This is a genomic window from Methylibium sp. (genome assembly GCF_035762065.1).
In the GTDB taxonomy this organism is placed as follows: Bacteria; Pseudomonadota; Gammaproteobacteria; order Burkholderiales; family Burkholderiaceae_C; genus Methylibium.
On record NZ_DASTPW010000028.1, the window covers coordinates 1 to 14479 of the forward strand.

Here is a 14479-nt window from a genome sequence, read left to right on the forward strand (position 1 = left end):
GGTCGCGCGCCATAGCGCCGCCTCGACCTCGCGCGCCTCGTTGTGCGTGCGCAGCGCCTGGTACAGCGACTCGGCCTCGGCGTGCCGGCGGCGCAGCAGGTTCAGCCACTGCTTGAGCCGCCCGGCACGGTGGCGCGGCACGACCCGAGCGGACACGCTGCGCCAGAACAGGCGCAGCAGCGGCTCGATCTCGCGCCAGGCGACGCCGCCCGCGCGGCCTGCGTCGTGCGCGCGGATCGCGAGCGCGAGCCCGGGGTCGGCGACCATGCCGCGGCCGAGCATCAGGCTTGCGCAGCCCGAAGTCTCGCGGCAGCGCAGCGCGTCGGCGAGCGTCCAGATCTCGCCGTTGGCGACCAAGGGCAGCGCGACGACACGCTTCAGGTCGGCGATCCGGTGCCAGTGCGCCGGCGGCCGGTAGCCGTCGGCCCGGGTGCGCGCGTGGACCACGATCTCGCTCGCGCCGCCGGACTCGATCGCGCGTGCGCAGTCCTCGGCGCGGGAGTCGTCGTCGTAGCCGAGGCGCATCTTCGCGGTCACCGGCAGCGCCGCCGGCACGGCACGGCGCACCGCGGCGACGATGGTCCGCAGCGTCTCCGGCTCGCGCAGCAGCGCCGCGCCGCCGCCGTGGCGGTTGACCACTTTCGCGGGGCAGCCGAAGTTCAGGTCGATTCCCGGCGCGCCCAGTTCGGCCAGCCGCGCCGCGTTGTCGGCAAGGCAGGCCGCATCGCTGCCCAGCAGCTGCGGGCGGACGGGCACGCCGGTCGCGGTGCGACCGCCTTTGCGCAGCTCGGGAACGATCCGCCAGAAGGCACGCTCGGGCAGCAGCGTGCCGGTGACGCGGATGAACTCGCTGACGCAGCGATCGACGCCGCCGGAGCGCGTCAGCACGTCGCGCAGCGTGCAGTCGAGCAGGCCTTCCATCGGCGCGAGCAACAGCGTCATCGGCGCATTGTCGGCGGCGCTGTAGGACGCGCCCGACGCCGCTGCGCGCGGGCTGCCGATGCCGGCGGGCCTGCGGGCTCGCAAGACTGCGGCTGACGAGGCTGTGAGCAGCCCCGCGGGAGTCTGCGATGGAATCGAACTGGGTTTTTGCGGTGGTGGCGGGTGTCGCGCTCGTCTCGGCGGCCTGCCAACCCTACGACTTCGACGACTCGCCGACGGTGAAGCCGCCCCGGCCGGAAGCCGTCGAACGCGAAAGCCAGCGCCTCGACGAGCGCATCGCGCGGCACAAGGAGCGCTGGAAGGCCCGCAAGCAGCAGTACGCGGGCAGCGAGCCGTAGGCGCCGCCGCGGCTGCGGCTCAGGCCGCCAGCCCGAGCCGCGTGCGCGCCGCGGCGTACTCGGCCGCCAGCCGCTCGACCAGTGCCGACGCGGGCAGCACCTCGCGCACCGCGCCGATGCCCTGGCCGCAGCCCCAGATGTCCTTCCAGGCCTTCTTGGCCCCCTCGCCGCCGAAGTTCATCTTGCTCGGGTCGCTCTCGGGCAGGTTGTCCGGGTCGAGCCCGGCGTTGCGGATCGACGGCTTCAGGTAGTTGCCGTGCACACCGGTGAAAAGGTTCGAGTAGACGATGTCGTCGCTCGTGCCTTCGACGATCGCCTGCTTGTAGCCGTCGGAGGCGCGTGCTTCTTCGGTCGCGATGAAGGCAGAGCCGATGTAGGCGAGGTCGGCGCCCATCGCCTGCGCGGCGAGCACGGCGTCGCCGGTGGCGATCGCGCCGCTCAAGGCGATCGGGCCGTCGAACCACTGGCGAATCTCCTGGATCAGCGCGAACGGGCTCTTCACGCCCGCATGGCCGCCTGCGCCGGCCGCCACCGCGATCAGCCCGTCGGCGCCCTTCTCGATCGCCTTCTTCGCGAAGGCGTTGTTGATGATGTCGTGCAGCACGATGCCGCCCCAGGCATGCACCGCGTCGTTGATGTCGGTGCGCGCGCCCAGCGAAGTGATGACGATCGGCACCTTGTACTTGGCGCAGATCTGCATGTCGTGCTCGAGCCGGTCGTTGGTCTTGTGGACGATCTGGTTGATCGCGAACGGCGCCGCCGGGCGGTCGGGATGCGCGCGGTCGTGTGCGGCGAGCGTCTCGGTGATCTCGGCCAGCCACTCGTCGAGCTGCTCCGCGGGCCGCGCGTTCAGCGACGGCATCGAGCCGACGATGCCGGCCTTGCACTGCGCGATGACGAGCTTCGGGTTGCTGATGATGAACAGCGGCGAGCCGATGATCGGCAAGGGCAGTTTCGCGAGAACGGCGGGCAGCGGCATGGCGGTACTTCTTCGAGTGGGCGGTGGATAAGGATCAGAAGGCTTCGAGCGCCAGTGCGGTGACCGACTCGGCACCTTCGACGATGCCGTCGCGCACGCCGGGAAGCTTGGCGAGCATGTGCTCGGCGTAGAAGCGGGCGGTGGCGATCTTCGCAGCCATGAAGTCGACGTCGGTCCCTGCCGCCTGCGCGTCTTCGGCGACGAGCAGCGCGCGCGCCATCTGCCAGCCGGCGACCAGCTGGCCGGCCAGCATCAGGTAGGGCACCGAGCCGGCGAACACCGCGTTCGGGTCCGACTTGCCCGAGGCGACGACGAAGTCGACCACCTGCTCGAAGGCGACGCGGGCGGCCCTCAGGCGCCGCAGCACCGCGCGCGCCGCGGCGCTCGAACGATCGGCGAGCTCGCCTTCCGTCTGGGCGATCTGGCGCGCGACCGCCTTGGCGACCGTGCCGCCGTCGCGCAGGGTCTTGCGGCCGACGAGGTCGTTGGCCTGGATCGCGGTCGTGCCTTCGTAGATCGTGAGGATCTTCGCGTCCCGGTAGTGCTGCGCAGCGCCGGTTTCCTCGATGTAGCCCATGCCGCCGTGGACCTGCACGCCGAGCGAGGTGACCTCGAGGCTCATCTCGGTGCTGTAGCCCTTGACCAGCGGCACCATGAATTCGTAGAAGGCCTGGTGCTGCCGGCGCTGCTCGGCGTCGGGGTGCGCATGCGCAGCGTCGTAGGCCGCGGCCGCGGCGATCGCCATCGCGCGGCAGCCTTCGGTGTGCGCGCGCATCGTCATCAGCATGCGGCGCACGTCGGGGTGATGAATGATCGCGGCGCTGCCGGGCAGCGAGCCGTCGACCGGGCGGCTCTGCACGCGGTCCTTCGCGTAGGCCACCGCCTGCTGGTAGGAGCGCTCGGCCACCGCGATGCCTTGCACGCCGACCGCGTAGCGCGCGGCGTTCATCATGATGAACATGTACTCGAGGCCGCGGTTCTCCTGGCCGATGAGCCAGCCGGTCGCCCCGCCGCGATCGCCGTACTGCAGCACCGCGGTGGGGCTGGCCTTGATGCCGAGCTTGTGCTCGATCGACACGCACTGCACGTCGTTGCGCTCGCCCAGCGAGCCGTCCGCGTTCACCAGGAACTTCGGCACGATGAACAGCGAGATCCCCTTCACGCCCTCCGGCGCGCCGGCCACGCGCGCGAGCACCAGATGGACGATGTTCTCGGCCATGTCGTGCTCGCCATAGGTGATGTAGATCTTGGTGCCGAAGATGCGGTAGCTGCCGTCGGGCTGGCCGGACGGGCCCAGCTGCGGTTCGGCGCGGGTGCGCACCAGCGCCAGGTCGCTGCCGGCCTGCGGCTCCGTCAGGTTCATCGTGCCGGTCCACTGGCCCGAGATCAGCTTCGGCAGGTAGCGCTGCTGCTGTTCTTCGGTGCCTGCGGTGAGCAGCGCCTCGATCGCGCCGTCGGTCAGCAGAGGGCACAGCGCGAAGCTGAGGTTCGCGCTGTTGAGCATCTCGATGCACGCGGCCCCGATCGTCTTCGGCAGGCCCTGGCCGCCGAACGCCGCCGGGTGCTGCAGGCCCTGCCAGCCGCCTTCGGCGAACTGGCGAAAGGCTTCCTTGAAGCCGGGCGTCGTCGTGACCTTGCCGGACTGGAACGACGACGGCTGCAGGTCACCCGCGCGATTCAGCGGCGCCACGACATCCTCGTTGAGCTTCGCGCACTCCTCGAGCACCGCCTGCGCGGTTTCCAGCCCGGCCTCCTCGAAGCCGGGCAGCTTCGCGACGTTCTCGATCTGCGCGAGATGCTCGACGCAGAACAGCATGTCCTTCAGCGGTGCGCGGTAACTCATGGCTCGTCTCCTGCTTCGGTACGTGGGTGCGCCAAGAAAAAGCGCCTGGACGCGGTGGCACGTGCAGGCGCGTGGGCGGGCGAAACGAAGTTCAGAGCTGCTTGACCAGCTCGGGCACCGCCTCGAACACGTCGGCTTCGAGCGCGTAGTCGGCCACGCTGAAGATCGGCGCCTCCGCGTCCTTGTTGATCGCGACGATCACCTTGCTGTCCTTCATGCCAGCCAGATGCTGGATCGCGCCGCTGATGCCGCAGGCGATGTAGAGCTGGGGCGCGACGATCTTGCCCGTCTGTCCGACCTGCCAGTCGTTCGGCGCGTAGCCGGCGTCGACGGCGGCGCGGCTCGCGCCGAGCGCGGCGCCGAGCTTGTCGGCCAGCGGCGTCAGCAGCTCGGTGAACTTCTCGCTGGAGCCGAGCGCGCGGCCGCCGCTGACGATGATCTTGGCGGCGGTGAGCTCGGGACGGTCGAGCTTCGCGATCTCGGCGCCGACGAAGCTGGATTTGCCGCTGTCGGCCACCGCGTCGAGCTTCTCGACCGCGGCGTTGCCGCCGGCCTGCGCCGCGGGATCGAAGCCGGTGGTGCGCACGGTCACCACCTTGACCGCATCGCCGCTCTGCACCGTGGCGATCGCGTTGCCGGCGTAGATCGGGCGCTCGAAGGTGTCGGGCGAGACGACCTTCGTGATGTCGCTGAGCTGCGCCACGTCGAGCAGCGCAGCGACGCGCGGCGCGACGTTCTTGCCGTGCGCCGTCGCGGGAAACAGCACGTGGCTGTAGTCCTTGGCAATCGCGACGACCTGCGCCGCGACGTTCTCGGCAAGCTGCTCGGCGAGACTGGGTGCATCGGCAAGCAGCACCTTCGCGACGCCGGCGATCTGCGCCGCGGCCTGCGCCGCGCCTTCGGCGTCATGGCCCGCGACGAGCACGTGGACATCGCCCCCGCACTGCAGCGCGGCGCTCACGGTGTTCAGGGTCGCGGGCTTGAGGGCGCCGTGGTCGTGTTCGGCAATGACGAGTGCGGCCATCTCAGATCACCTTCGCTTCGTTCTTCAACTTGTTCACCAGCGTCGCGACGTCGGGTACCTTGATGCCGGCACTGCGCTTGGGCGGCTCGGCGACCTTCAGCGTCTTGATGCGCGGCGCGACATCGACGCCCAGGTCGGCCGGCTTCAGCACCTCGAGCGGCTTCTTCTTCGCCTTCATGATGTTCGGCAGCGTCACGTAGCGCGGCTCGTTCAGGCGCAGGTCGGTGGTCACGACCGCGGGCAACGCGAGCTTGACGGTCTCCGAGCCGCCGTCGACCTCGCGGGCCACCGAAACCGCGCCGTCGGCGACCTCGACCTTGCTCGCGAACGTCGCTTGGCCAATGCCGGCCAGCGCGGCGAGCATCTGGCCCGTCTGGTTGCAGTCGTCGTCGATCGCCTGTTTGCCGAGGATCACCAGCTGCGGCTGCTCCTTGTCCATCACCGCCTTCAGCAGCTTGGCCACGGCCAGCGGCTGCAGTTCGGCGTCGGTCTCGACGAGGATCGCGCGGTCGGCGCCGATGGCCATCGCGGTGCGCAGCGTCTCCTGGCATTGCGGCACGCCGCAGGAGACCGCGATCACCTCGGTCACCACGCCCTTTTCCTTGAGCCGCATCGCTTCTTCGACGGCGATCTCGTCGAAGGGATTCATGCTCATCTTGACGTTGGCGATGTCGACGCCGCTGCCGTCGGACTTGACGCGCACCTTGACGTTGTAGTCCACCACGCGCTTGACCGCGACCAATGCCTTCATCGGATCTCCTGGAGGGGCGGCGCGGCCGCCGGAAGCCTCGGCGAACAGGCCGCCGAGGTCGATCGATTCTAAGGAGGCGCCTTTCGCAAGCCCCCTGAAGGGCCCCTCGAAAAGCACGATCGTTCGATTCTAGCCAGGGCCTCCCGGCAGGCCGGGCGCCGCGATTGGAGAGCTCACTCCTTGCGCGCCGCGGCGACGCGCAGGCCAGTCTGAGCCGGCACCAGATCGCCCTCTTTCGGCGACCAGCCGAGCGCACGCGACAAGGCGACGTCCCAGCGGTGGCGGGCGAGCTTGGTGAAGCCGGCGGGACTGGGGTGGATCTCGTCGAGCCAGTCGCCGTCGGCGTCCGTCGATCCGGGCGCGGCGGCGTCGAGCAGCCCGCGCTGATCGACCAGGACCACGTTGCTGCGCTCGGCGAACGCGGCGTGCAGCCGCGCGTGCAGCGCGTCGACGACGGCCTCGACGCAGCGGCGCATCTGCGCGCCGTCGAAGCCGGCCGCCACGAGCGCCGGATGCAGCCACGGCCCGCCGGCCGGCATCTCGCGGCTGAACGGATGCAGCGCGCAGGCGCGCGGCTGCAGCCACTCGTAGCCGTTGACGAAGATCGGCGCTCGGCGAGTGACGGGGTCGCCGGCGCCGTCGCGCAGGTCGACGAAGCGCAGGATCGAGCGCACGACCCAGTCGATCGGGCCGTCGCGTTCGCCGGGGCCGGCGAGCGGATCGGCGCCCGGCGCGAAGCCGCCGGTGGCGAAGGCCGAGGGCGGCGCCCCCGCGGCGCGCGCCTCGGCCTCGAGCTCGGCGCGCTCGACGATCGCGTCGATCAGGTCCTTGCCGCCGATCGACAGCAGCACCGCGTCGAAGCCGAAGGCCGCGAACATCGCCCGTGTGCGCCGCAGCCGGTGGCCATGGATCGCCTCGCGCAGCGCCAGGCCCGGCTGCGAGGCATCGACCACTGCGGTGAGAAAAGGCGTGCGGATCGCCGGGATCAGTGCGTCGGCGGCGCTGCCCGCAGCGCCGGCGCCGGCCAGCCAGGAATCGCCTTCGGCATAGAGCAGCTTGGCCGGCATGAAGTCGCTGACCGACGCGGCGATCGGGGCGAGTTCGCCGCCGTCGGCACCGATGCGCAGCATGCGGCGCCAGCCGCGATGGCGGTGGCCCAGCACCGCCGGGTTCACCGCCTGAGCCTCGGCACTTGCGGCCTGCTCCTTCACCGTCGCCATGCGTCGCGCTCCGCGTTGCTCGATCGTCCGGCCGCGTATTTCCCGCTGTGCTGCGCGGCGCCAGGCGGCATCCTTCGCGGCGGGGAGACAAACGGCATCCACCCCCGAAGGGAGGAGCCGGCGGTGCTGCGGATCGATGATGTCCGCGGCAGTCGGAGGGAGACGGCGATGGCCCAGCTCAAGCCTGCAACCGAGCTGGCCGGCATCACCAACCTCAGCGTCCTCGCGACGGTGAAGGCGGGGCTGGTCGAGCACAGCTTTCAACGGGTGAGCCACGCGAAGCGGCTCGAGCTCGTGCTTGGCGTGCTAAGCGCGCTGCGGCGCGGCCAGCGTGAGTCGCTGCGCGATGCGGCGGTGCTGCCCGACCCGATCGGCCGGCTCGAGACGATCCACGAGTTCCGCTTCTCGATCGTTGCGCCGACGCTGCCGGGCGAGCCCACGCGCTTCCTGCTGAGCGTCAGCTTCGACGGCGGCTGGGAGCCGTACATGCGCTTCATCTGGCGCGACCTCGGCACGCTGCTCGACCTGATGTTCTGCCACTGCGAGGGCTATCCACTGGCCGCGGCGAGCAGCTATGCCGACTACATCGCCTGGGTGCGTCGCTTCGAGATCGGCGCGAAGGACGCACCGGCGTTCTATTACGTCGATGCGCCGGTGACCGTCGGCGACCAGCGCACCTTGCCCGCCGGCCGGCCGGTGACGAAGCCGGCGCCGAGCCTGCGCGAGCAGGCGGTCGCGGCGCTGAAGCCGATCGCGGCGCTGCATGCCTTGAATGCGCTGTTCACCGGCGCCGACGCACCGATCCTGCTGCGCGCGGCGCACGACATCGTGCCCGGCGTGCGCGCCGGCCGCGTGACCCAGCTCGGCCTCGCGGCCGGCGATCCCGCTCGGCTGGTGGCCGGGGCCGCGCTCGAGTGGTTCGAGCAGCCGCCGCTTGCGCGCCCATCGCTGCCGCCTCCGCGCGGCGGCTTGCAATCCGCCGATCTGCAAGGCGGCATCCTGCGCGGCTATGCACCGCTGACCGACGGGGTGCTGCTGCTGCTGCGCGTGACCGATCGTGCCAGGGCGGTCGCGACGCTGCGGTCCTTTCCCGTCACGCCCGAACAGGATGCGCCGGCCGCCGGGCCCTGGCGCAACCTCGCGTTCACCCACGCCGGCCTGCGCGCGCTGGGCGAGCCGGAGTCGCAGCTCGCGCTCTTTCCGCAGGAGTTTGTGCAAGGCATGGAAGCGCGCTGCGGCGTGCTGGGCGACCTGCGCGGCAACCATCCGACGCAATGGCTGCGGCCGAAGCTGCAAGGATCGACCACGCGGCTCGAACTTTCTCTGGTGCACGCCGTGCTCCAGCTGCGCGCGAACTTCCCGCAGCGCCGGCTCGACGACGACGGCGTGCACGTCGACTTCGCGCCGGTCGTCGAGACGCTGCTGCCGCCGGGCTGCGGACTGCAGGTGCTTGCGCGCGAGCCGATGCTGCGCCTGCCGCGACCCGAGCATCACCCTGCCGCGGCGCACCTGATGGTCGACCAGCTCGGCTTCGCCGACGGGCTGAGCCAGCCGCAGCTCGGCGCGCACGAGGCGCCGCCGCAGCACTGGAACGACCAGGTGCAGCCGGGCGAGATCTTCCTCGGCCACCCGAACGACCGTGGCGACGGCCCCTACCCCGGCTGCGCGAACGCGCTGCTCGACCATGGCAGCTTCCTCGTCGTGCGCAAGCTGCGCCAGCACGTGCGCACGATGCTCGAGCGCCTCGGCGAGCAGGCCGCGACGATCGGCGTGGCGCCCGACGCGCTGCTCGAAGCCGCGATCGGCCGGCGCAGGAGTGGCGCGGCGCTCGCGGCGCCGGTCGGCGCGGCCGGCACGAACGACTTCAACTTCGCCGGCGACGCCAACGGCGCGCGCTGCCCGCTGCAGTCGCACGTGCGCCGCGCGAACCCGCGCGACGGCACGCAGGCCACGCCGTCGGCCGCCTTGCATCCGGCGCCACGCATCCTGCGCCGCGGCATGAGCTACGGCGCGCGCATGAACGAACAGCAACCCGACGATGCCGATCGCGGCATCGTGTTCATGGCCTATTGCGCCAGCATCGCCGAGCAGTTCGAGGTGCTGCAGCGCTGGCTGGCCGGCGGCAACAGCACCCACCTGCCCTCGACCGACGCCGACCCGCTGCTCGGCGTGCCGCAACAGGGACGCCCGCGCGAGTTCGCATGCGTCGACGCGCAGGGTCGGCCGGTGCGCATCGACCTCGGGCCCGACCCCTTCGTCTCGCTGCAATGGGGCCTGTACCTGTTCGTGCCCTCGCTGCCGGCGCTGCGGGGCATCGGCCGTATCGAACCGACGGCGCCTTCGCTGGCCGCCAAGCCGCGCCGGCTGCCGAAGGACTTCGGCCACTGGCAGCAGCGGCTCGAATCGCTCGATCCGCTGGAGCGCGCCGCCGCCTGGAAGGACGTGGCCGAGCAGCCCAAGGGCGTGCTCGCGACCGACTACGGCGTGCTGGTCGCACAGCCCAAGGCGGTCTGCGAGTTGCTGCGCGACCGCGACGGGCACCTGAGTGTCGAGGGCTACGCCGAGCGCATGGGCCGCTCGATCGGGCTCAACCATCTGGGCATGGACGAGCCGGAGCACGCGGCCGTCGCGCCGGGGATCAACGCGGCGCTCGCGAGCATCGACGAGCCCGCAGCCTTCGACGCCGCCCATCCGCTCGCGCAAGCGCTGATCGACCGCGGCGCCTGGCCGCAGGAGCCGGATGCGAGCGGCACGCGGCGCCTGATCACGATCGACACCGCCGTGCTCGCCGACCGGCTGCTCGCGCAGCTTTCGACGCTGTGGTTCGACTTGCCCGACGGCCGGCATGTCGCCGCCGGCTCGTGGCGCGCCGACCTCGACGCGCCGCCACGCTGCCCGGGGGATGCGCTGTCGGCCTCGCGCTACGTGTTTGGCCCGCATCCGTCGGCGTCGATCGCCGGCTACGGCGAGCGGCACGGCGACGGCCTGCGCCGTGCCGCGCTTGCCTACCTGAAGGAGCATGGCCGATTCGATGCGCCGGTGTCGTCGAAGGTCGAGGCCGCGGTGCGGCTGCGTGCGGGCGCGCGCGACAAGGACGAGGTGGACGAGGAAGTCGCGCGCACCGTGGTCGGCAGCCTGTTCGGGTTCACGCCGACGGTCTACGGCAACGCGCGCGCCGTGCTCGGCGTGTGGCTGCGCGACACGAAGTTCTGGGAGCTGCAGCTCGAGCTCGCAGCGCTGCCCGACGCCGCGGCCAGGCGCAGCCGCCTGCGCGCCGCGCTGCAGGACACCATGCTCGGCCTGCCGGTGCCCGACATGCTGTGGCGCCGCGCGAAGCGCCAGCACTCGATCGCCGGCGTGCGCGTGGCCGAGGGCGCGACGGTGGTGATCGGCCTGCTGGCAGCCAGCCGGCAGCTGGCGCAGGCGGGCCGGGCCGATCCCGCGCTGATGTTCGGCGGCGAGTACCGCGTGCCGCCGCCGGACGGCGGGCCGGTCCACCCCTGCCCCGGTCGCGCGATGGCGATGGGGGTGTTGACCGGGCTGATGCTCGCGTTGCTCGAAGCCGGCACGCTGCGGCGCGGGCTCGCGAGCGGCCACGTCGTGCTCGAGCGGCCCTAGCGTCGGCCGGCCCGCCGGTCGACGCGCCGGCGCGTCGCGCGGCGGCCTAGGCTTCCGTCGTCTTGCGCAGCGCACGCGCCTGCGCCAGGTGCCAGGGCATGCGCATGCGCTCGAACGCCGCTTCGGCCGCGTCGAGATGCCGCGGCGCCGCGCTGCGGTCGCGGCCCCACGCGGCCTGCGCCCAGCGGGTCACGGCGATCTCGTGCGCCGATTGCCGGGCGTGCGCCGCATCGAGCGCGCGCGCGAGCCAGCGGTCGGCCGTGGCGCCGTCGCCGGCCACCGAGGCGGCACGCGCCATCGCGCGCAGCGCCATCGGCACGCCGAGCCGGTCGTGCTGGCGCGCGCGCCGCAGCGCCTCGGCGACGGCCTGGCGCAGGCCGGCGGCGTCGCCGGCATCGGCCAGGCCGTCGGCACGCCAGCCGTGCAGCAGCGAGGCGAACAGCCGACCCTCGCGCGACTCGAGCCAGCTGCCGGCGCGGCGGATGGTCTGCAGCGACTCGGGCCGCCGCTCGGTCATCCACGCACCGTAGGCGCCGGCGGCGTCGCTCATCGCCAATGAATAGAGGCTGCGCACGCGCTGCGCGATGCGGCAGGCGTGCGCCGCCGCGGCGCGCGCTTCGTCCCAGCGGCCCTGCCACAGCAGCACCGCGGCCTGCAGGCCGCGCGTCGAGGCCTCGACCTCGTGCGAGCCGTGGCCCGCGGCATGCAGCGCTTCGGCGAAGCAGGCCTCGGCTTCGTCGAAGCGGCCCAGGTCGCCGAGCACCGTCGCCTTCGTCGCGAGCGAATAGGCCGAGCCGACCGCCGGCTTGCCGCCGCTGCGGTGGCGACGCTTCACGGCGATCGCCTCGTCGAGCAGCGCGAGCGCCGCGTCGTACTCGCCGGTGGCCATGCGCACCTGGCCGAGCGTCGCGCGCACCTGCACCGCGAGAGGGTGCGCGTCGGCGCGCAACGCGGCGTCGAGCGCGCGCTCGCCGTGCAACGCGGCGGCCGGCGCTTCGCCGAGCGCGTAGTGGATGTAGCCGAGCCAGTACTCGGCCGCGGCGATCGACGGCGCGTCGTCGTGCGCCTGCGCGATCTGCACCGCGCGGCGGAACAGCGCGAGATCCTGCCGCGCCGCATCGAACACGCAGGCCAGGCCGAAGCGCTGCGCGATGCCGAGCCAGCGGCGCTCGTCGCGTTCGGCGGCCGGCATCGTGTCGAGCGCGGCGAGCGCGGCGCGGTAATGCGTCTTCGCGCGATCGAGCGCCGACGCCAGCCGAGCGCGGTCGCCGGCCAGTTCGGCATGCCGCGCCGCCTCGACGGGGCGGCCGGCCGCGCCGTAGTGGTAGGCCAGCGCCTCGTGCGGCGCGTCGGCTTCCTCGCGCGCGGCCAGCACTTCGGCGACCGCCAGATGCAGCGCCTGCCGCTGGCGCAGCCCGACCGCCGCATAGATCACGTCGCGCGCGATGCCGTGCTTGAAGCGCAGCGTGCCCGGCGTGTCGCCGGGAAAGAGGAAGTCCTCGTCGGCGAGGGCGCGCAGCCGCGGGTGGTCTTCCGCGACGCCGGTGAGGCGCCGCAAGAGCCAGCTCGGCACGACGTTGCCGATGACGGCCGCGGTGCGCACCAGCTCGGCCTGTTCGGGCGCGAGGCGTTCGACACGCGACTGGATCAGCGCCTCGAGCCAGGCCGGCCCGCCGTGCGAGCGCCGCGCGCGCCGATCGGTCGGCTCGTGCGACGCCGAATGGCACAGCTCCTCGATGAACAGCGGGTTGCCACCGGCGTAGTTGCGGATCTCGTCCTGCACGAACGGGTCGACGCGCGGCAGCAGGCGCGCGATGGTCTCCGCGGCCGCGTCGTCGTCGAAGGCCGCGAGCGCAAGCGTCGGGCTGCCGGCGCTGTCGGCCGCAATCGATTCGCTCGGCCGGCTCGCCACCAGCAGCAGCAGCCGGTGGCCGGCGCCGGCATCGATCGCGGCACGCAGCGCGGTCACCGCGTGGCGGGTCGCGTCGTCGGACCACTGCCAGTCGTCGATGAAGAGCAGCAGCGGTCGGTGCAGCGACAGGCCGAGCAGCAGCTCGACCAACGCGGCCTGCGCCTGCAAGCCGGCCGCGCCTTCACCGGCCGTTGCCAGCAGCGGGCGTAACACCGCGGCGTGTGCCGCGAGCGTCGCGTCCAGGGCCTGCGTCCACGCCTTGCAGGCGAGCAGTGCCTCGGCCGGCGCGACGCCAGGCCGCAGGCCGACCAGCTCGCGCAGCACCTGCAGCAGCGGCTGCAGCGGCTCGGCGCTCAGGTAGCTCTCGCAGTCGCCGCGGTGCACGAGACAGCCGCGCGCGACCGCGCGCTGGAGGAATTCCTCGGCAAGCCGCGTCTTGCCGGTGCCCGGCGGCGCGACGATCACCAGGTGCCGGGCCCGGCCCTGCACTGCGTCGTCGAGAGCGGCTTCGAGCACCGCGAGCTCGGCCTGCCGCGCGATGAAGGGCGTGAGGCCGCGGCGCCGAGACGCCTGCGAACGCGACGCCACTTCTGCACGCGCAGACACCGGGACCACCTCGATCGGCTGGTTCTTGCCCTTGACCGCGAGGCGCCGATGCGGCCCCGTGCGAAAGAAGTGGCTGGCACGGCCGAGCGTCTCCTCGCTGACGAGCACCTCGTCGGGCTCTGCCGCGCTCGACAAGCGCGCGGCGACGTTGGCCGCGTCCCCGACGATCTCGAAGCGCCCGCGCACCAAGTCGCCGGGCTCGATCAGCAGCAGGCCGGCATGCACGCCGCTGTGCAGCGCGAGCGGCAGGTCGGGTGGCAGAGGCGCGTCGAGCGGCGTCGAGCGCACGAGCGCGTGGAGTTCGAGTGCCGCCTCGACGGCGCGCCGGCCGTCGTCTTCCAGCGAGACCGGGTGGCCGAAGATCGCGAGCAGGCCGTCGCCCTGCATTCGTACCAGCGTCCCGCCATGCTTGGCGACCACGTCGTGGCTGACCTCGCGCAACGCGGTCAGCAGCTCGGCGTAGTGCTCGGCCTCCATGGAGTCGGCCAGGCGGGTGGAGCCGGTGAGGTCGGAGAACAGCACCGTCAGGTACCGGCGCTTGGAGCCGCCGGCCGGTGCGAGATCGTCGTTCACGGAGGGCGGGCTCCTGCGGTGTCGATCGCTCTGGTGCCTCGAGCCGGGTTCGAACCGGCACGGACGGTGAAGTCCTGCGGATTTTCCTGCCTCTACGGCTTTCGCCGCCATGCGCCACTGCGCGTACCGCAGGGCGCATGTTCGGGGTCTGGAGCGCGCCTTCACCGTGGAAGCGCCGCATCGACGCTCCGGTAGGTGCCCGCCGTCCGCTCTCTACACCTTCCGCCGGGACGGGGCGGCTTGGCTCGGCGTTGCCTCGCGCGCAGTGCTCGCAGGGGGTTCGCCGACTTTGACGGGTGTCATCCCGCGCGTTTCCGCGCGAGCGCTCAAATCAGTTCAAGTCCGCTGCGTCTGCCTATTTCGCCATCGAGGCCCAGGGCCCGAAGTGTCGCGCACCGCAAGGACCACCTCGTGAAGCAGGCGCGAAAAAGAAAACGCCCCGTGCGAACGGGGCGTACGAGAAGTCTGGAGGCGCGGGCCAGAGTCGAACTGGCCTGGACGGATTTGCAATCCGCTGCATAACCGCTTTGCTACCGCGCCGAAGACGAGAAAGGGAAGCCGCTGCTTCCCTTTCGATGTCAAAACTGGAGCGGGAAACGAGGCTCGAACTCGCGACCTCAACCTTGGCAAGGTTGCGCTCTACCAACTGAGCTATTCCCGCATCGCTCGCTTC

Annotated in this window: 9 protein-coding genes and 2 tRNA genes; 2 read left to right on the top strand and 9 right to left on the bottom strand. The window is 72.0% G+C overall.

Translation table 11 applies throughout. From position 1 onward, the window contains the following. On the bottom strand, positions 1-942 hold a 942-nt coding region (locus VFR90_RS07850; protein ID WP_326405554.1), incomplete at its 3' end, for a tRNA dihydrouridine synthase. Between the two features lie 128 nt (positions 943-1070). On the opposite strand from VFR90_RS07850, the gene VFR90_RS07855 reads away from it, so the two are divergent. Then, positions 1071-1280, top strand: coding sequence for a hypothetical protein (locus tag VFR90_RS07855; RefSeq protein ID WP_326405555.1), 210 nt, complete (start codon positions 1071-1073; stop codon positions 1278-1280). Between the two features lie 19 nt (positions 1281-1299). On the opposite strand, the gene VFR90_RS07860 is transcribed toward VFR90_RS07855, so the two are convergent. The 5 genes from VFR90_RS07860 to VFR90_RS07880 form a co-directional block, all read right to left on the bottom strand. After that, the gene (locus VFR90_RS07860; protein WP_326405556.1) at positions 1300-2259 is read right to left on the bottom strand and encodes an NAD(P)H-dependent flavin oxidoreductase; all 960 of its coding nucleotides are present in this window, start codon (positions 2257-2259) and stop codon (positions 1300-1302) included. Positions 2260-2293: 34 nt separating this feature from the next. Then, positions 2294-4102 (bottom strand): acyl-CoA dehydrogenase, encoded by a 1809-nt coding sequence (locus VFR90_RS07865; protein ID WP_326405557.1) that lies wholly within the window; start codon positions 4100-4102, stop codon positions 2294-2296. 91 nt (positions 4103-4193) lie between these two features. Further along, positions 4194-5126 carry an electron transfer flavoprotein subunit alpha/FixB family protein gene (locus VFR90_RS07870; protein ID WP_326405558.1) on the bottom strand — a complete coding sequence of 311 codons (933 nt, stop codon included), beginning with the start codon at positions 5124-5126 and terminating at the stop codon, positions 4194-4196. A gap of 1 nt (position 5127) precedes the next feature. After that, entirely contained in the window at positions 5128-5877 is a 750-nt protein-coding gene (locus VFR90_RS07875; protein WP_326405559.1) for an electron transfer flavoprotein subunit beta/FixA family protein, read from the bottom strand. Between the two features lie 173 nt (positions 5878-6050). After that, positions 6051-7097, bottom strand: coding sequence for a hypothetical protein (locus VFR90_RS07880; RefSeq protein ID WP_326405560.1), 1047 nt, complete (start codon positions 7095-7097; stop codon positions 6051-6053). Positions 7098-7265: 168 nt separating this feature from the next. On the opposite strand from VFR90_RS07880, the gene VFR90_RS07885 reads away from it, so the two are divergent. Continuing rightward, a complete protein-coding gene (locus VFR90_RS07885; protein WP_326405561.1) occupies positions 7266-10715 on the top strand; it encodes a hypothetical protein in 3450 nt (1149 codons plus the stop codon). Positions 10716-10761: 46 nt separating this feature from the next. Here VFR90_RS07885 and VFR90_RS07890 read toward each other — a convergent pair whose 3' ends face one another. The 3 genes from VFR90_RS07890 to VFR90_RS07900 all read right to left on the bottom strand — a co-directional run bounded on the left by VFR90_RS07890 (position 10762) and on the right by VFR90_RS07900 (position 14467). Continuing rightward, positions 10762-13806 (bottom strand): ATP-binding protein, encoded by a 3045-nt coding sequence (locus VFR90_RS07890; RefSeq protein ID WP_326405562.1) that lies wholly within the window; start codon positions 13804-13806, stop codon positions 10762-10764. Positions 13807-14272: 466 nt separating this feature from the next. Next, positions 14273-14346 (bottom strand) — tRNA-Cys (locus VFR90_RS07895). 45 nt (positions 14347-14391) lie between these two features. Beyond that, positions 14392-14467 (bottom strand) — tRNA-Gly (locus VFR90_RS07900). Positions 14468-14479: the final 12 nt, after the last annotated feature.

Coding starts and splice junctions, on each gene's coding strand:
- VFR90_RS07880 (WP_326405560.1), bottom strand. CDS start 7,097: ATGGCGACGGTGAAGGAGCAGGCCGCAAGTGCCGAGGCTCAGGCGGTG.
- VFR90_RS07870 (WP_326405558.1), bottom strand. CDS start 5,126: ATGGCCGCACTCGTCATTGCCGAACACGACCACGGCGCCCTCAAGCCC.
- VFR90_RS07875 (WP_326405559.1), bottom strand. CDS start 5,877: ATGAAGGCATTGGTCGCGGTCAAGCGCGTGGTGGACTACAACGTCAAG.
- VFR90_RS07855 (WP_326405555.1), top strand. CDS start 1,071: ATGGAATCGAACTGGGTTTTTGCGGTGGTGGCGGGTGTCGCGCTCGTC.
- VFR90_RS07885 (WP_326405561.1), top strand. CDS start 7,266: ATGGCCCAGCTCAAGCCTGCAACCGAGCTGGCCGGCATCACCAACCTC.
- VFR90_RS07865 (WP_326405557.1), bottom strand. CDS start 4,102: ATGAGTTACCGCGCACCGCTGAAGGACATGCTGTTCTGCGTCGAGCAT.
- VFR90_RS07860 (WP_326405556.1), bottom strand. CDS start 2,259: ATGCCGCTGCCCGCCGTTCTCGCGAAACTGCCCTTGCCGATCATCGGC.